Source organism: Phyllobacterium phragmitis (assembly GCF_002980495.1).
Taxonomy (GTDB): Bacteria; Pseudomonadota; Alphaproteobacteria; order Rhizobiales; family Rhizobiaceae; genus Paramesorhizobium; species Paramesorhizobium phragmitis.
In genome coordinates this window covers 46,332-63,906 of sequence record NZ_PVBR01000013.1, presented here as the reverse complement: position 1 = coordinate 63,906, position 17,575 = coordinate 46,332, and the positions used below count along the sequence as shown (strand labels likewise).

17 protein-coding genes are annotated in these 17,575 nt (G+C 59.8%); 15 read left to right on the top strand and 2 right to left on the bottom strand.

Translation table 11 applies throughout. From position 1 onward, the window contains the following. The first annotated feature begins 91 nt into the window (after positions 1 to 91). Genes pdhA through C5748_RS17300 form a run of 10 tightly spaced genes read left to right on the top strand, consistent with a single transcriptional unit; the run spans position 92 to position 8,345 of the window. Positions 92 to 1,132: a pyruvate dehydrogenase (acetyl-transferring) E1 component subunit alpha gene (pdhA, locus tag C5748_RS17345; protein ID WP_105743193.1), complete on the top strand. Its 1,041-nt coding sequence runs from the start codon at positions 92 to 94 to the stop codon at positions 1,130 to 1,132. 15 nt (positions 1,133 to 1,147) lie between these two features. Beyond that, positions 1,148 to 2,548: a pyruvate dehydrogenase complex E1 component subunit beta gene (locus C5748_RS17340; RefSeq protein ID WP_105743192.1), complete on the top strand. Its 1,401-nt coding sequence runs from the start codon at positions 1,148 to 1,150 to the stop codon at positions 2,546 to 2,548. Positions 2,549 to 2,560: 12 nt separating this feature from the next. Beyond that, positions 2,561 to 2,821 carry a hypothetical protein gene (locus tag C5748_RS17335; protein ID WP_105743191.1) on the top strand — a complete coding sequence of 87 codons (261 nt, stop codon included), beginning with the start codon at positions 2,561 to 2,563 and terminating at the stop codon, positions 2,819 to 2,821. Positions 2,822 to 2,824: 3 nt separating this feature from the next. After that, positions 2,825 to 4,168 carry a pyruvate dehydrogenase complex dihydrolipoamide acetyltransferase gene (locus C5748_RS17330; RefSeq protein ID WP_105743190.1) on the top strand — a complete coding sequence of 448 codons (1,344 nt, stop codon included), beginning with the start codon at positions 2,825 to 2,827 and terminating at the stop codon, positions 4,166 to 4,168. A 7-nt stretch (positions 4,169 to 4,175) separates the two neighbouring features. Continuing rightward, positions 4,176 to 4,814: an SGNH/GDSL hydrolase family protein gene (locus tag C5748_RS17325; protein WP_105743189.1), complete on the top strand. Its 639-nt coding sequence runs from the start codon at positions 4,176 to 4,178 to the stop codon at positions 4,812 to 4,814. Positions 4,815 to 4,840: 26 nt separating this feature from the next. Further along, positions 4,841 to 6,304, top strand: coding sequence for a dihydrolipoyl dehydrogenase (gene lpdA, locus C5748_RS17320; protein ID WP_105743188.1), 1,464 nt, complete (start codon positions 4,841 to 4,843; stop codon positions 6,302 to 6,304). Between the two features lie 15 nt (positions 6,305 to 6,319). Then, entirely contained in the window at positions 6,320 to 6,583 is a 264-nt protein-coding gene (locus tag C5748_RS17315) for a hypothetical protein (RefSeq protein WP_105743187.1), read from the top strand. Between the two features lie 37 nt (positions 6,584 to 6,620). Then, positions 6,621 to 6,905, top strand: a complete 285-nt coding sequence (locus C5748_RS17310; protein WP_105743186.1) for a GlsB/YeaQ/YmgE family stress response membrane protein — start codon at positions 6,621 to 6,623, stop codon at positions 6,903 to 6,905. An 18-nt stretch (positions 6,906 to 6,923) separates the two neighbouring features. Further along, positions 6,924 to 7,889 (top strand): lipoyl synthase, encoded by a 966-nt coding sequence (lipA, locus tag C5748_RS17305; RefSeq protein ID WP_105743185.1) that lies wholly within the window; start codon positions 6,924 to 6,926, stop codon positions 7,887 to 7,889. A 6-nt stretch (positions 7,890 to 7,895) separates the two neighbouring features. Further along, positions 7,896 to 8,345 (top strand): type II toxin-antitoxin system RatA family toxin, encoded by a 450-nt coding sequence (locus C5748_RS17300; protein ID WP_105743184.1) that lies wholly within the window; start codon positions 7,896 to 7,898, stop codon positions 8,343 to 8,345. A gap of 21 nt (positions 8,346 to 8,366) precedes the next feature. Here the strand turns inward: C5748_RS17300 and C5748_RS17295 are convergent, their stop codons facing one another. Together C5748_RS17295 and C5748_RS17290 are read right to left on the bottom strand one after the other, a co-directional pair. Further along, positions 8,367 to 8,858 carry a CinA family protein gene (locus tag C5748_RS17295; RefSeq protein ID WP_105743183.1) on the bottom strand — a complete coding sequence of 164 codons (492 nt, stop codon included), beginning with the start codon at positions 8,856 to 8,858 and terminating at the stop codon, positions 8,367 to 8,369. Further along, positions 8,855 to 10,072 (bottom strand): bifunctional 2-C-methyl-D-erythritol 4-phosphate cytidylyltransferase/2-C-methyl-D-erythritol 2,4-cyclodiphosphate synthase, encoded by a 1,218-nt coding sequence (locus C5748_RS17290; RefSeq protein ID WP_425350273.1) that lies wholly within the window; start codon positions 10,070 to 10,072, stop codon positions 8,855 to 8,857. The genes C5748_RS17295 and C5748_RS17290 overlap by 4 nt, the downstream gene beginning before the upstream one ends. 153 nt (positions 10,073 to 10,225) lie before the next feature. On the opposite strand from C5748_RS17290, the gene dusB reads away from it, so the two are divergent. From dusB to ntrX, 5 genes are all read left to right on the top strand, one after another. After that, entirely contained in the window at positions 10,226 to 11,233 is a 1,008-nt protein-coding gene (dusB, locus tag C5748_RS17285) for a tRNA dihydrouridine synthase DusB (RefSeq protein WP_280953489.1), read from the top strand. Next, complete coding sequence (locus C5748_RS17280) at positions 11,233 to 12,390, top strand: two-component system sensor histidine kinase NtrB (protein WP_105743180.1); 1,158 nt, start codon at positions 11,233 to 11,235, stop codon at positions 12,388 to 12,390. The genes dusB and C5748_RS17280 overlap by 1 nt, the downstream gene beginning before the upstream one ends. Then, the gene (gene ntrC / locus C5748_RS17275) at positions 12,387 to 13,844 is read left to right on the top strand and encodes a nitrogen regulation protein NR(I) (RefSeq protein ID WP_105743179.1); all 1,458 of its coding nucleotides are present in this window, start codon (positions 12,387 to 12,389) and stop codon (positions 13,842 to 13,844) included. The genes C5748_RS17280 and ntrC overlap by 4 nt, the downstream gene beginning before the upstream one ends. Positions 13,845 to 13,949: 105 nt before the next feature. After that, positions 13,950 to 16,214, top strand: a complete 2,265-nt coding sequence (locus tag C5748_RS17270; RefSeq protein WP_105743178.1) for a sensor histidine kinase NtrY-like — start codon at positions 13,950 to 13,952, stop codon at positions 16,212 to 16,214. Then, positions 16,214 to 17,575, top strand: coding sequence for a nitrogen assimilation response regulator NtrX (gene ntrX / locus C5748_RS17265; RefSeq protein ID WP_105743177.1), 1,362 nt, complete (start codon positions 16,214 to 16,216; stop codon positions 17,573 to 17,575). The genes C5748_RS17270 and ntrX overlap by 1 nt, the downstream gene beginning before the upstream one ends.

Here is a 17,575-nt window from a genome sequence, read left to right as displayed (position 1 = left end):
GCTTATTGTCATAGCAGCTATGCTCCCCGTGCATATTGTATCTTGCGCGCGGCGCGTCTATCCTTGCACCAACTATAACAGGGAGTGAGATATGGCACCGAGGGCTAAAAAAGCTCCTGCGTCAAAAACGCAGGCGGCTTCATTAAACGCACCCAAGGCACCAAAGCCTGCCGATTTTGACCGAGAACAGGAACTCGAAGCCTATCGTGAAATGCTGCTGATCCGGCGTTTCGAGGAAAAGGCGGGCCAGCTTTACGGCATGGGCTTCATCGGCGGTTTCTGTCATCTCTACATCGGTCAGGAAGCCGTCGTTATCGGCATGCAGCTTGCGCTGAAGCCGGGCGATGAAGTCATTACCGCCTACCGCGATCACGGCCACATGCTGGCCACCGGCATGAGCCCGCGCGGCGTCATGGCGGAACTGACCGGACGGCGCGGCGGCCTTTCCAAGGGGAAGGGCGGTTCGATGCACATGTTCTCCAAGGAAAAGCATTTCTATGGCGGCCATGGTATTGTCGGCGCGCAGGTTCCACTTGGAACCGGCCTTGCCTTTGCCAACCGTTATCGCGGCAATGACAATATCTCGCTGACCTATTTCGGCGATGGCGCGGCCAACCAGGGCCAAGTCTACGAGAGCTTCAACATGGCCGCGCTGTGGAAGCTGCCGGTGGTCTACGTCATCGAGAACAATCACTATGCGATGGGAACTTCCGTCTCGCGCGGTTCCGCCCAGACGGATTTCTCGCGCCGCGGCCTTTCCTTCAATATCCCCGGCATTCAGGTAGATGGCATGGATGTGCGCGCGGTGTTGGCTGCCGGTGAGTTGGCTGCCGAATGGGCGCGTTCCGGCAAGGGGCCGATCATTCTGGAGATGTTGACCTACCGCTATCGCGGCCACTCCATGTCGGATCCGGCGAAATATCGCACGAAGGATGAAGTTCAGAAGATGCGTTCCGAACATGACCCGATCGAGCAGGTGAAGTACCGGCTGGTCGATAAGGGCTGGTCGAGCGAGGACGAACTGAAAGCCATCGATAAGCAGGTTCGCGAGATCGTCGCCGATGCGGCGGATTTCGCCCAGGCCGATCCGGAACCTGATGCATCCGAACTTTATACCGATATCTTGCTCTAAGGGGAGGGTGTAGACATGCCTGTAGAGATTCTCATGCCTGCCCTCTCGCCGACGATGGAAGAGGGCAAACTATCCAAATGGCTGAAAAAGGAAGGTGACGCGGTCACATCAGGTGACGTCATCGCCGAAATCGAGACCGACAAAGCGACCATGGAAGTGGAAGCCGTCGACGAAGGTACGCTCGGCAAGATACTCATCGCCGAAGGCACGGATAATGTGAAGGTGAATACGCCGATCGCCGTCCTGCTCGCCGAGGGCGAGAGCGCCGATGCGATCTCGTCTTCCAAGTCAGAGCCTGCGGCCGAAGAGCGTGCCGAGGCACATCCAGAAACGCGGACGGAGCAGCCTGCGAAGCAGGAGAATACCGTTCCGGCGGCGCCGAAAGTGCCGGCTCTCGACATCGCCTCCGATCCCGACATTCCGCAAGGCACCGAAATGGTGAACACCACGGTCCGCGAAGCGCTGCGCGACGCGATGGCCGAGGAAATGCGCCGCGACCCTGACGTTTTCGTCATGGGCGAGGAAGTCGCCGAATATCAGGGCGCCTATAAGGTCACGCAGGGACTTCTCGATGAATTCGGCCCGCGCCGCGTGGTCGATACGCCGATCACGGAGCATGGTTTTGCCGGCGTAGGCGTCGGCGCTGCGATGGCCGGGCTTCGTCCCATCGTCGAGTTCATGACCTTCAATTTCGCCATGCAGGCGATCGACCAGATCATCAATTCGGCGGCAAAGACGCTCTATATGTCGGGCGGCCAGATGGGCGCGCCCATCGTGTTCCGCGGCCCGAGCGGCGCCGCCGCGCGTGTCGCGGCCCAGCACTCGCAGTGCTATGCCGCCTGGTACAGCCATATTCCGGGGCTCAAGGTGGTGATGCCTTACACCGCCGCCGACGCCAAGGGCTTGCTCAAGGCCGCGATCCGCGATCCAAATCCGGTCATCTTCCTCGAAAACGAGATTCTCTACGGCCACAGCTTCGATGTGCCGAAGATCGACGATTTCGTCCTGCCGATCGGCAAGGCGCGTGTCCACAAGACGGGCAAGGACGTGACGCTGGTTTCCTTTGGTATCGGCATGACCTATGCGGTCAAGGCGGCTGAAGAGCTCGCAGGGCTTGGCATCGACGCAGAAATCATCGATCTCAGGACGATCCGCCCGATGGATCTGCCGACGGTGATCGAATCAGTGAAGAAGACGGGCCGTTGCGTGACGATCGAGGAAGGCTATCCGCAATCCTCCGTTGGAACCGAGATTGCCACCCGCATCATGCAGCAGGCGTTCGATTATCTTGACGCTCCAGTGCTCACTATTGCAGGCAAGGACGTTCCGATGCCTTATGCCGCCAATCTTGAAAAGCTGGCGCTGCCGAATGTGGCGGAAGTCATCGAGGCGGTCAAAGCCGTCTGTTACAAATAAGGAAAGCGGCAAATGAATGTGACTTTGACGCTTTATGATGGAGTAGAAGTAATTAACCGCTTCGATCTGCCGTCTGGCATTTCCTCCGACCTTGAAGTGGAAGTCGCCATGAAATGCTTATTATCGACTTCACTTAATCCAGAGGAAGTTTTTGAAAGCTTATTTGGCAGCAGAACCGAGCTGCAAATCCGCAAGGATAAGGCGGCTAACGGCAATCGGCTTTTAACAGCCGGTAGCAATCCACACGTCGTTGCACAGATATCGGGGGAGTGAGATATGCCGATCAATATCACCATGCCGGCCCTTTCCCCGACGATGGAAGAGGGCAATCTTGCCAAATGGCTGGTCAAGGAAGGCGACAAGGTCACATCGGGCGATGTGATCGCCGAGATCGAAACCGACAAGGCGACGATGGAAGTCGAGGCCGTCGATGAAGGCACTGTTGCCAAGATCGTCATTCCCGAAGGCACCGAAGGCGTCAAGGTGAATGCGCTGATCGCCATTCTGGCGGAAGAAGGCGAGGATGTCGCGGCCGCCGCGAAGGGCGGCGATGCTGCTGCTCCGGCCAAGGCGGAAGCGCCAAAGGCCGAGGACAAAACCACGCCTGCAGCCGAAACAAAAGCTGCGGAGCCGGCGAAACAGGAACAGCCAAAGGCCGCTCCGGCGCCTGCCGCGCAGGCGGACGCTTCCCGCGTCTTCTCCTCGCCGCTCGCCCGCCGTATCGCCAAGGAAGCCGGCGTTGACATTGCCCGCGTCACAGGTTCGGGTCCGCACGGACGCGTGGTCAAGAAGGACGTGGAAGCGGCCATCTCCGGCGGCGTGGCCAAGGCCGCACCTGCCGGCGCAGCGCAGCCAAGCGCGGCCAAGCCGATGTCGGACGATGCCGTGCTCAAGCTGTTCGAGGAAGGCTCCTACGAGCTTGTCGCCCATGACGGCATGCGCAAGACGATCGCCCGTCGTCTGCTGGAATCAAAGCTCAGCATTCCGCATTTCTATCTGACGATCGACTGCGAACTCGACGCTCTTCTGGCGCTGCGTGCGCAGATCAATGCATCGGCTCCGCTGCGGAAGACGGAAAACGGAGAGGTTCCAGCCTTCAAGCTTTCGGTCAATGATCTCATCATCAAGGCCACGGCCCTGGCGCTTCGCGATATTCCAGAGGCGAACGTCTCCTGGACCGAAACCAACATGGTCAAGCACAAGCATGCCGATGTCGGCGTTGCCGTGTCGATCCCCGGCGGGCTGATCACGCCGATCGTGCGTCGCGCCGATGAAAAGCCGCTTTCCGTCATCTCCAACGAGATGAAGGATATGGCCAAGCGAGCGCGCGAGCGCAAGCTGAAGCCCGAGGAATATCAGGGCGGCACGACCTCGGTTTCCAATCTCGGCATGTTCGGGGTGAAGGATTTCGCGGCAATCATCAACCCGCCGCACGCCACGATCTTCGCTATTGGCGCAGGCGAGCCCCGTGCGGTGGTGAAGAATGGCGAGGTCAAGGTTGCCAACGTCATGTCCGTGACGCTCTCGACCGACCATCGCGCCGTCGACGGCGCGCTCGCGGCGGAATTGGCCCAGGCTTTCAAACGGCGCATCGAAAATCCGATGGGCATGCTGGTCTGACGGGGTCATGAAAACCGTCCTCTGCTACGGCGATTCTCTGACCTGGGGCTATGATGCCACCGGGCCGGGGCGTCATGCCTTGGAGGATCGGTGGCCTTCTGTCTTGCAAGAAGCTCTCGGTAATCAAGTCAACGTGATTGCCGAAGGGCTTAACGGACGGACGACCGCTTTCAACGATTACGCCGCGGCGGAGGATCGCAACGGGGCGAGGGTGCTGCCGACCATTCTGGGGACGCATGCGCCGCTCGATCTGGTCATCATCATGCTGGGCACCAACGATATGAAGCCGTTCATATCGGGCAGCGCGCTGGGCGCAAAGCAGGGCATGCGGCGCTTGGTCGACATCGTCCGCAGGCATCCCTATTTTGGCGAGGCTGAGGCTCCTGACGTTCTGATCGTCGCGCCACCACATATCGGTGAGACGGCGAATCCGGATTTTGCCGCCCTGTTGACCGGCGGTGTCGCTGAATCACGCAAGCTCGCAATCCTCTATGCAGACATGGCGGATGAAACGAGCTGCGGCTTCTTCGATGCCGCGCGCGTCGCCAGGACCACGCCGATCGACGGCATCCATATGGATGCAGATCATACGAAGGCCCTGGGGCGTGCGCTTGCACCGGTTGTGCGCGTCATGCTCGGCCTCTAAAACAAACAGGACCAAGGAGAAACACGGTGGCAAACAACTACGACGTCATTGTTATCGGTTCGGGACCGGGTGGTTACGTCACTGCTATTCGCTCCGCGCAGCTTGGCCTCAAGACGGCGATCGTCGAACGTGAGCATCTGGGCGGCATCTGCCTCAACTGGGGCTGTATTCCGACCAAGGCGCTGCTGCGCTCGGCGGAAATCCTGCATTATGGCGAACATGCCAAAGATTATGGCCTGGTGCTGGAAGGCAAGATCAGCGCCGATATCAAGGCGGTCGTGCAGCGTTCACGCGGCGTATCTGCCCGTCTCAATGGCGGCGTTGCCTTTCTTATGAAGAAGAACAAGATCGACGTGATCTGGGGGGAGGCGAAGCTCACCAAAGCTTCGACTGCTGGTCAGCCGGCCGAGATCGTCGTCTCGAAATCCTCCAAGAAGCCGATGGAGCCCCAGAATCCGGTTCCAAAGGGAACGCTTGGCGATGGTACCTATACGGCGAAACACATTATCGTCGCCACTGGCGCCCGGCCGCGCGCATTGCCCGGCATCGAACCGGACGGCAAGCTGATCTGGACCTATTTCGAAGCGATGGTTCCGCCCGAAATGCCAAAATCGCTCCTGGTGATGGGCTCGGGCGCGATCGGCATCGAATTCGCCTCCTTCTATCGCACCATGGGCGCGGACGTGACGGTTGTGGAACTTCTGCCGAATGTCATGCCGGTCGAGGATGCCGAGATATCCGCTTTCGCCCGCAAGCAGTTCGAAAAGCAGGGCATCAAGATCATTACCGACGCCAAGGTGACGAAAGTCGACAAGGCGTCGAACTCGGTGACGGCGCATATCGAAACCAAGGACGGCAAGGTGCAGCAGATCACGGCCGACCGGCTCATCTCGGCCGTCGGCGTGCAGGGGAATATCGAAAATCTCGGTCTGGAGGCGCTTGGCGTCAAGACAGAGCGAGGCTGCATCGCAACAGACGGCTACGGCAAGACCAACGTGTCGGGCATCTATGCCATCGGCGATGTCGCGGGCCCGCCGATGCTGGCGCACAAGGCCGAGCATGAGGGCGTGATCTGCGTCGAGAAGATCGCTGGCGTACCGAACGTCCATCCACTGGAGAAGGACAAGATCCCCGGCTGCACCTATTGCAATCCGCAGGTCGCTTCCGTGGGCCTCACCGAGGCGAAGGCCAAGGAGCAGGGCTACGATATCCGCGTCGGGCGCTATCAGTTCGCGGCCAACGGCAAGGCGATCGCGCTCGGCGAGGATCAGGGGCTGGTCAAGACGATCTTCGACAAGAAGACCGGCCAGCTTCTGGGCGCCCATATGGTCGGCGCGGAAGTCACCGAACTCATCCAGGGTTTCGTGGTCGCGATGAACCTCGAAACCACGGAAGAAGAGCTGATGCATTCCGTTTTCCCGCATCCGACACTTTCGGAGATGATGAAGGAAAGCGTGCTCGACGCCTATGGACGGGTATTGAACGCATGATCGGAGTGAAGCCGTTTGCCGCTGATCGATGACGGAAAGCCCTGGATAAGAGCGTCGTGGCCGGTCCTGAAGGGATCGACCGTGACGGGCATCTTCCTTGGCTTTCTGACGGGTGTCTTGAGTCATCTTTCCGGAAACACCATATCGGCCAATGGTATGGAACTATCGGGCTGGTTCGGCGTCTGGTCGCTCGCTGCGGCACTCGGCATCGCAGGTTTCATGTTCGGGCTCATCTGGATGCTGGTTTTCCGAGCATTGGGCGAGGCGGCAAGACGATGAAGAAAACCGGCGACGAGATCGCTGTCAGGGACAGGCAATGAACGAAACGCAATCCCTCATGAACATGCCCGGCGTCGGATTTTTCGGAATGCTGATCATCGGTTTCCTGGCCGGTTATGTCGCGGAGCGCTCGCTGAAGCGCAATCACGGGTTCCTGACCAACATTCTGGTCGGTATCGCCGGTTCTTTCGTGGGCGGGGCCCTGGCCAACGTCCTCAACATCCAATTTTATGGTTTTGCCGGCAATCTGATCGTGGCGATCGCCGGCGCCATCATCATCTTGTGGATATTCGGTCGTCTTCAATCGAAAAACCCGCAGTAAAGGCGGTCAGGAAAGCACATGGTTACGGTTCTGGACACGGTCAACGACACGAGACGTCAGCGTCATCCCGAAAAGGCGCACCGGCCGGATTCCGAAATTCTGAAAAAACCGGACTGGATCCGGGTGAAGGCGCCGACCTCGAAGGGGTATGGCGAGACGCGCGAGATCGTGCGTTCGCATAATCTCGTCACGGTATGCGAAGAGGCGGGCTGCCCCAATATCGGTGAATGCTGGGACAAGAAGCACGCCACCTTCATGATCATGGGCGAGATCTGCACCCGCGCCTGCGCCTTCTGCAACGTCGCGACCGGCATTCCGACGGCGCTCGACCGACAAGAGCCGGAAAATGTCGCGAAAGCCGTCAAGCAGATGGGCTTGAACCATGTGGTCATCACATCGGTCGACCGCGACGATCTCGATGATGGGGGGGCTCAGCATTTCGCCGATGTCATCCATGCGATCCGGGCTGCGACGCCGAAAACCACGATTGAAATCCTCACGCCGGATTTCCTGCGCAAGGACGGCGCGCTCGAGATCGTGGTCAAGGCAAAGCCTGACGTGTTCAACCACAATCTCGAGACGGTGCCTTCGAACTATCTGAAGGTGCGTCCGGGCGCCCGCTATTTCCATTCGATCCGGCTGCTGCAGCGGGTCAAGGAACTCGATCCGACGATCTTCACCAAGTCCGGCATCATGGTCGGATTGGGCGAGAAGCGTAACGAAGTGCTGCAGCTGATGGACGATCTTCGCTCGGCCGACGTGGATTTCATGACCATCGGTCAGTATCTCCAGCCATCGCGCAAGCACCATCCGGTCATCAGCTTCGTCACACCGGATGAATTCAAATCCTATGAGACGATCGGGCGGACCAAGGGGTTCCTGCTGGTGGCGTCCAGCCCGCTCACCCGGTCCTCGCACCATGCCGGAGAGGATTTCGCCAAGCTCAGGGCGGCACGTGAAGCACAGATTTCAGGACAGGCCTGATACCGCATGCCCCAGTTCACCACGATACGGCAGGTCCGGCACCGGGCGGAGGAAATGTTCGCGCTCGTTGCCGATGTCGAGAAATATCCCGAGTTCCTGCCGATGTGCGAGGCGCTGACGGTGCGCTCGCGCAAGGAGCGGGGCGCCAGAACCTTGCTCGTCGCCGACATGACGGTCGGCTATAAGCTCATCCGGGAAACCTTCACCAGCCAGGTGTTTCTCAACCCGGAAGAAAACATCATCGACGTGAAATATATCAACGGACCGTTCCGCTATCTCGACAATCGCTGGGCTTTCCGGCCCATTGGCGACGGCTCGTCCTGTGAGATAGAGTTCTTCATCGACTATGAGTTCAAGAGCCGTACGCTCAGCCTGCTGATGGGAACGATGTTCGACATCGCCTTCCGTAAGTTCTCAGAAGCCTTCGAACGACGCGCCGACGCGATTTATGGCTAGATCATCCGCCAGGCGGAAAATCTATTCGAGCGCCTCAAGCACCAGATCGAGCGCCGCAAGCACGGTCGCTTGGCGGATGCCGTCGCGTCCTATTTCGCCGAAACGGCATTCGCGATGAAGTGCAGCGCCGTTTTTGCGCGCTGCCGCAATATGCACGAGGCCAACGGGCTTTTCCGGAGAACCGCCGCCCGGCCCGGCAACGCCGGTGACCGCGACCGATATATCGGCGTTGGAATGGGAGAGTGCACCTTCGGCCATGGCAAGCGCCACCTCCTTCGATACCGCGCCGAGCCTCGCAATAAGCGGGGCGGGGACGCCGATCATCTCTTCCTTGGCTTCGTTGGAATAGGTGATGAAGCCGCGATCTACCACGTCGGACGATCCTGCGATATCGGTCAGCGCTGCTACGATCAGACCGCCCGTGCATGATTCCGCTGTTGCCAGCATGATGCCGGCCCGGCGGCAGGCATCGAGCACGGCGACGGCTTTTTCCTCGGCGATCTTGCCGCTCATTCCGGCACCTCGCCGGGGTAGATGACGGTTGCAGTGGCGATCGCGGCGATGCCTTCGCCGCGTCCGACGAAGCCGAGCTTCTCGTTGGTCGTCGCCTTGATCGAGACGCGCTCCGGCGCGATGCCCAGCATCTGCGACAGGACCGCAGTCATCGCCTCGCGGTGCGGACCTATCTTCGGCGCCTCACAGATCAGCGTGATATCCGCATTGGCGATGCGCCCGCCGGCCTGCCTGACGATGCTCGCTGCATGCTCGACGAAGATGCGGGAAGCCGCGCCCTTCCATTGCGGATCGGATGGCGGAAAATGCGTGCCGATATCGCCGGCGCCGCGCGTGGCGAGCAGCGCGTCCGTCAGCGCATGCAAGCCCACATCGGCATCCGAATGGCCTGATAGTTTCAATGTGTAGGGTATTTTCACGCCGCACAGCGTCACGTGATCGCCGGGCTCGAAGGCATGGACGTCATAGCCATTGCCGGTCCGGATATCGGGAAATCCGCCATGATCCTGCGCAAAACGCTTGTCGGCCATTTCGATATCCTTTGCCCAGGTCAGTTTCGTGTTGTCGGCCGAGCCTTCTACCACGCGCACGGCCAATCCGTGCCATTCGGCAATGGCTGCATCATCGGTGAAATCCGACCGCCCGGCGCGATAGGCGGCTTCATGGGCGTCGAGAATTGGTTCGAATGGAAAGGCCTGCGGGGTCTGTGCAGAATAAAGTCCGGCACGCGGCACCGTGGCAAGCACATGCGCATCGGGACCCGCCTGCTTCAGTGTGTCGGACACCGCGAGTGCCGGAAGCACGCTGATCGCGGGGTGGAGCGTCTGGATGATGCGCTGCAGCAGTTCCTGCGCGATAAAGGGTCGCACGCCGTCATGGATCAGGACGAAATCCGGCTGATGCTCGATCAGCGCCAGCAATCCGAGCCTGGTCGATTCCTGCCGCGTCGGGCCGCCGATGACGGTGATTGCCTTTGCGCCGAGCGCGCCGGTCGCCCGTTCATAGAGATGCCGGTCCTCCGGATGGATCACCGAAACGATCTGATCGACATGCGGGCAGTCGAGAAACGCCCGTAGCGTGCGCGAAAGCACGGCTTCGCCGCCGATCCACCGATATTGCTTCGGTCCTTCGGTGCTCTGTCCCGCCCGTTCCCCCCGGCCGGCTGCGACAATGACGGCTGCTACTCTTATGATCGTATTGCCTTCTGATTTGATGCTAGAGCGAGTTGCGATTAAAGCCTGTGGCGTCCAAACACCAGAAGGAATCAATAGCATCCATTGTCAACGCTGCTTTTCCTTGCGGAAAGCCCTCATCCTGTCTAAAGACTGTGCGACAGGAAAAATGCACATGAAACAGGCATAGTCGACGTGACCATTCTGGGTGAGGCTTTATACGTAGGCGATGTCCGTTTGCGCAACCGGGTGTTTTTGGCGCCGATGTCGGGTGTCTCGGATCTGCCTTTTCGCCGGCTTGCCTGGGCGGCGGGCGCCGGCATGGTGGTTTCGGAAATGGTGGCGAGCGCGGAACTCTGCTCGCGTGACCGGGAAAGCCTGATGCGCATGAAAGGCGAGGGGCTCGCCACGCACGTGGTGCAGATTGCCGGACGCGAGGCCTATTGGATGGGCGAGGCGGCCCGCATCGCCGAAGCCGAGGGTGCGCATATCATCGACATCAATATGGGCTGCCCCGCCAAGAAGGTTACGGGCGGCTATTCCGGATCGGCGCTGATGCGCGATCTCGACCATGCGATGACGCTGATCGAGGCGACGGTCGCGGCGGTTCACGTGCCCGTCACCTTGAAGATGCGGCTCGGCTGGGACGAACACAGCATCAACGCGCCGGAACTGGCCCGCCGGGCCGAGGATGCCGGCGTCCGGATGGTAGCGGTGCATGGGCGCACGCGCTGCCAGTTCTATGAAGGCAAGGCCGATTGGGATGCTATTCGAGCGGTGCGCCAGGCGATCAGCATTCCTCTCGTCGCCAATGGCGATGTTCTGTCTTCGGCGGATGCCGAGGAGATTCTTGAGCGATCCGGCGCGGACGGGGTGATGATCGGCAGGGGATGCTACGGCCAACCCTGGCTTGCCGGGATGATTGCCTGTGGATTGACCGAACAGACCGCAAAACCAGACACAATCTGCGACTATGTGATCGCGCATTATGAAGCAATGCTCAATCACTATGGCTCTTCCACCGGAACCCGTCACGCGCGCAAGCATCTCGGCTGGTATCTCGACCGCCATGCCGGTAGTGAGCTTTCCACCGCCGGACGCGCCGCAATCATGACGGAAGGCGATCCGGCCATTGTCATCAAGAAACTGGCGCAGGCCCTTTCCGGCGGCTCGCAACCAACCGAACTGAAGAAGGTGGCGTGATGACCGCACGCGGAAACTCCGTATTGCCCGACACGATGGCCTCGATCGTTCTCAATACGATCAGCCATCCTGTCATCATGGTCGACCCGGAAGGCTATATTTCTTTCGCCAATGCCGATGCGGAGCAGTTTTTCCGTTCGAGCTCGAACATTCTGGCGCGCAACAAACTGCAATCCTTCCTACCGTTCGGCAGTCCGCTTCAGGCACTCGTCGAGCAGGTGCGGGCTCATCCTTCACCGGTAAATGAGTACCGCGTCGATATTTCCTCACCGCGGCTCGGTACCGACCGTGTCGTCGATATCTATGTGACGCCGGTGAGTGAATTTCCGGGTTCCGTCGTTATCCTTTTCAAGGAAAAGTCGATGGCTGAGAAGCTCGACCGGCAGATGACCCATCGGGGTGCCGCGCGTTCGGTCACGGGGCTTGCCTCGATGCTGGCGCATGAAATCAAGAACCCGCTCTCGGGCATTCGTGGTGCGGCGCAGCTTCTCGAAAGCGTCGTCAGTGACGAGGATCGCTCGCTGACGACCCTGATCACCGACGAGACGGACAGGATCGTCTCCCTCGTCGATCGCATGGAAGTTTTTTCCGACGAGCGGCCCATCGATCGCGAGGCGGTCAATATCCATGTCGTTCTCGATCATGTGAAGGCGATCGCCCGCAACGGTTTCGCCAGCCATATCAGGTTCAATGAGGATTACGATCCATCGCTGCCGTCGGTTTATGCCAACCGCGATCAGCTGGTGCAGATATTCCTCAATCTGGTCAAGAATGCCGCCGAATCCATCGGCCATGAGGAGCCGGGCGAGATAACGCTTTCCACCGCCTATCGTCCGGGCATCCGGCTTTCGGTGCCTGGCGTGCGCGACCGGGTGGCGCTGCCGCTTGAGTTCTGCGTGCATGATACGGGGCCGGGCGTCCCATCAGATATAATGCCGCATCTTTTCGATCCGTTCGTCACGACCAAACCCAACGGTTCCGGGCTCGGCCTGGCCCTCGTCGCCAAGATCGTCGGTGATCATGGCGGCGTGATCGAGTGCGATTCACAGCCCCGGCGCACCACTTTGCGTATCCTCATGCCCGCATGGCGCGGACAGGACCCCGAAAGCGACGCCGGTACCTCTTCTCTCCTCAATACGACAGGAACTGACGAATGAGTCTTGGCAGCATACTTGTCGCCGATGATGATGCAGCGATCCGCACGGTCCTCAACCAGGCGCTGTCGCGTGCCGGTTACGACGTGCGCGTCACCTCCAATGCGGCTACGCTTTGGCGATGGATCTCCGGCGGTGATGGCGATCTGGTCGTTACCGACGTGGTCATGCCGGATGAAAACGCCTTCGATCTTTTACCGCGCATCAAGAAATCGCGTCCGGATCTGCCCGTCGTCGTCATGAGCGCGCAAAATACCTTCATGACCGCGATCAAGGCTTCCGAAGCCGGCGCCTACGAATATCTGCCGAAGCCGTTCGATCTGACGGAACTGGTCAGCATCGTTGGAAGGGCCCTGGCGGAGCCGAAGAAAAAGCCTGAAGCACGCAGTGCCGAAGAACAGAACGACACCATGCCGCTCGTCGGCCGCTCGCCTGCGATGCAGGATATCTACCGCGTCCTGGCGCGCATGATGCAGACCGACCTCACTGTCATGATCACCGGCGAATCCGGCACCGGCAAGGAACTCGTGGCCCGGGCGCTGCACGAATATGGCCGCCGCCGCAAGGGGCCGTTCGTCGCCATCAATATGGCGGCGATCCCGCGCGATCTCATCGAATCGGAACTTTTCGGCCATGAGAAGGGCGCCTTCACCGGCGCGCAGAATCGGTCGAGCGGACGGTTCGAGCAGGCAGATGGCGGCACGCTGTTCCTCGACGAGATCGGCGACATGCCGATGGAGGCTCAGACGCGGCTTTTGCGTGTGCTCCAGCAGGGCGAATATATGACGGTCGGCGGGCGCACCCCGATCAAGACCGACGTGCGCATCGTGGCGGCGACCAACAAGGATTTGCGCATCCTGATCAACCAGGGGCTATTCCGGGAAGACCTTTATTACCGCCTCAATGTGGTGCCGCTACGGCTGCCGCCGCTGCGTGAGCGCAGCGAGGACATTCCCGATCTCGTGCGGCATTTCTTCAAGCAGGCCGTGAAGGAGGGACTGCCGGAAAAACGCATTACTACGACGGGATTCGATTTGATGCGCCGTTATCCATGGCCGGGCAATGTCCGCGAACTGGAGAACATGGTGCGCCGTCTGGCGGCTCTTTACCCGCAGGAAGAAATCACGCCGGAAGTCATCGAAGCAGAGCTGAAATCGGATGTGCACGGGCCTGATCCTGTCAGCGGCGCGCTCGTTTCGGAAGATGTGACGATCGCACAGGCGGTCGAACTCAACATGCAGCGCTATTTCACGTCTTTCGGCGCCGACCTGCCGCCTCCGGGTCTCTACCAGCGCGTGCTGACCGAAGTCGAATATCCGTTGATCCTGGCCTGCCTTACCGCAACGCGCGGCAATCAGATCAAGGCAGCAGATCTCCTCGGGCTCAACCGCAATACGCTGCGCAAGAAAATCCGCGAACTGGGTGTGAATATCTATCGCGGTTCAAAGGCCAGTTAGGTTTAAGCTATTTCAGCTGTGAAAAAACACTGACGCCATCGAAAATGTTGCATTTTCGCCACATTACGTTGCATCAGTGCAACGCATTCGTTTAGCGTGGTGATCATGGCAGCATTTAACCCGGTGAGTCTCTTCGGACAGTTGAGCGCTGCCTCGCATAATGGCGAGGGGCGCAAGCTGTTGGCCTTGCCGGGCATCATCACCGTCGTCACGGCTCTGGTGACCGCCGCTGTCTCTTTCGTCATCCTTCTCGATCTTACGCCGATCACGCCCGACCGCAACGTCACGCTGGTGCTGACCACCATCAACGTGGCGTTGATCGTGTTCCTGATCCTGCTGATTTGCCGGGAAGTCTACCGCATCGTTCAGGCGAGGCGGCACGGCAAGGCTGCGGCAAGGTTACACGTACGCATCGTCGCGCTTTTCTGCCTGATAGCTGCGGTTCCGGCGATCATCGTGGCGATCGTCGCATCGGTGACGCTCAATCTCGGCCTCGACCGCTGGTTCGAGACAAACACCAGGACAATCATCGAATCCTCGCAGAGTCTCGCCGACGCCTATATCATCGAGGCGGCGCGCAACCTGCAGGGCTCGACCTATTCTATGCAGTATGATCTCGACGGGCAACGCGTCCTCTACAACCTCGACCGAGGCGGTTTCGCCCGGATGCTGTCGCTGCAGGCACGTGGGCGTGGGCTTCTCGGCGCCTTTCTGCTGCGCGACAATGGTGATGTCATAGTCAAGAGCAATCTCGGCACTGAGGATGGGCTACCGCCGCCACCACCGGGTACGCTCTATACGGCGAGGGACGGAATTCCCGTCATGATCCCGCCCGGCGACGCCGACGCCGGCCAGTTTGTCGGCGCAGTCATCAGGATGCGGCAAATACCCGACGCCTATCTCTATACGGTCCGGGCCATCGAACCGAAATACACCGATTCGATGAAATTGATGAAAGCCAATACGGAACTCTACCAGGAGATGGAGGCCAACCGCGTTCCCACGCAGGTTGCCTTCGCGCTGCTCTATTTCGGCCTGACGCTGGTGGTACTGCTTTCGGCGATCTGGACGGGCATTGCGGTTGCCGACCGATTGGTGCGTCCCATCCGCCTGTTGATTGGCGCAGCAGACGACGTGGCATTGGGCAATCTCGACATATCGGTGCCGGTCAAAAGCTCCGATGGCGATGTCGGCGCATTGTCGGGCACGTTCAACAATATGGTGGCGGAGCTGAAAAGCCAGCGAAACGAACTGATCTCGGCGAAAGACCAGATCGACGAACGCCGCCGTTTCTCTGAAGCCGTTCTCTCCGGCGTTACCGCCGGCGTCATCGGAATCGATACGGACGGGCTGGTCAGCATCGTCAACCCCTCCGCGGAGCAGATGTTCGGCATCAATCCCAATGAAGCCATTGGCAAGGATTTGACCGGCATCGTACCGGAGATCGGACAGGTGTTCGAGGTCACGCGGGCGACCCGGCGTTCCGTCCATCGCGAACAGGTTACGATGACACGCGGCGGCACCTCGCGGACATTCAACGTTCAAATCACCGTTGAAGACGCTGATTCTGATCAACATTCCTATGTTGTGACAGTGGATGACATCACCGATCTCGTCCAGGCGCAACGCTCCTCAGCCTGGGCGGATGTGGCGCGGCGCATCGCACACGAGATCAAGAATCCGCTTACGCCGATTCAGCTGTCGGCGGAGCGGATACGCCGGCGTTACGGCAAGGTCATCACCGAGGATCGCGAGGTGTTCGACCAATGCACCGAAACCATCATCCGCCAGGTGGGCGACATAGGCCGCATGGTCGACGAGTTCTCGGCTTTTGCGCGCATGCCGAAGCCTGAAATAAAGTCGATGGACCTGCGCGAGGCGCTGCGCGAGGCGTCTTTCCTGGTCGAGGTGAGCCGCAACGATATCCGTTTCGAACGCGATTTCAGCGACGAGCCGCTGATCGGCGAATTCGATACAAGGCTGCTTGGACAGGCGTTCGGCAATGTCATCAAGAACGCCAGCGAGGCGATCGATGCTGCCGCGAAGGAGGAGCGCGGTGTCGGTCATATCCTCGTGCGCGCGTTCCGCGAGCGCGATTCGCTCATCATCGATGTGATCGACAACGGCAAGGGCTTGCCGGGCGAGAACCGGCAACGACTCCTCGAGCCCTATATGACGACACGGGAGAAGGGGACCGGCCTTGGTCTCGCCATCGTCAAGAAGATCGTCGAGGAGCATGGCGGCCATATGGAATTGCACGACGCACCGTCGGATTTTCATGATGGCAAGGGAGCAATGATCCGCATGATCTTTCCGGCAGCGGAGGGAAGCAGTGAGAAAATCCATACGAAGGCAGGGCAGGTGAACTAATGGCGTCTGATATTCTGGTAGTGGACGACGAAGCGGATATCCGCGAACTTGTTGCTGGCATTTTGAGCGATGAAGGCCATGAAACGAGGACGGCCCACGATGCCGACAGCGCCCTGGCCGCAATCGACGACCGGGTGCCGCGGCTGGTGTTTCTCGATATATGGATGCAGGGCAGCCGACTCGACGGCTTGGCGTTGCTCGACGAGCTCAAGAACCGGCACCCCGAACTTCCGGTGGTGATGATTTCGGGCCACGGCAATATCGAAACGGCCGTTTCCGCCATCCGCCGTGGTGCCTATGACTTTATCGAAAAGCCATTCAAGGCGGATCGCCTCATCCTTATCGCCGAACGGGCGCTCGAAAACTCGAAGCTGAGGCGCCAGGTTTCGGACCTGCGCAAACGGAGCGGCGACAGCCTGGAACTGCACGGCAGTTCCCTTGCCATGAACCATCTGCGCCAGACCATAGAACGTGTTGCACCCACCAATAGCCGTGTGATGATTCTCGGACCTTCGGGCTCCGGCAAGGAAATGGTGGCGCGTGCCATCCACGCCCTTTCGAGTCGTATGCATGGCCCCTTCGTCACCGTGAACGCAGCGACCATCACACCGGAACGCATGGAGATCGAACTTTTCGGCACCGAGATGGATGGCGGCGAACGCAAGGTGGGAGCGCTCGAGGAGGCGCATGGCGGCATCCTTTATCTCGACGAGATCGCCGACATGCCGCGCGAGACGCAGAACAAGATCTTGCGCGTGCTCGTCGATCAGCAGTTCGAACGTGTCGGCGGCACCAAACGGGTCAAGGTCGACGTCCGAATCATTTCATCGACGGCTCAGAACCTGGAAGGCATGATCGCCGAGGGACGTTTCCGCGAGGATCTCTTTCACCGCCTTGCCGTCGTGCCGGTGATGGTTCCAGCGCTGGCGGCGCGGCGAGAGGACATTCCGGTTTTGGTCGATGTCTTCATGCAGCAGATAGCCGGACAGGCCGGCATCAAGCCGCGGCGTATCGGGCCCGATGCCATGGCCGTTCTTCAGGCTCATAGCTGGCCCGGCAATGTGCGCCAACTGCGCAATAATGTGGAACGCCTGATGATCCTGGCGCGCAGCGACGATCCCGATGCGCTGATCACGGCCGACCTTCTGCCCGCCGAAATCGGCGATGCGCTGCCGCGGGCGCCGACCGAATCCGATCAGCACATCATGGCGCTGCCGTTGCGCGAGGCGCGCGAACTGTTCGAAAAGGAATATCTGATCGCACAGATAAACCGCTTTGGCGGAAATATCTCGCGTACGGCGGAATTCGTTGGTATGGAACGCTCCGCATTGCATCGGAAGCTTAAATCCCTCGGGGTATAA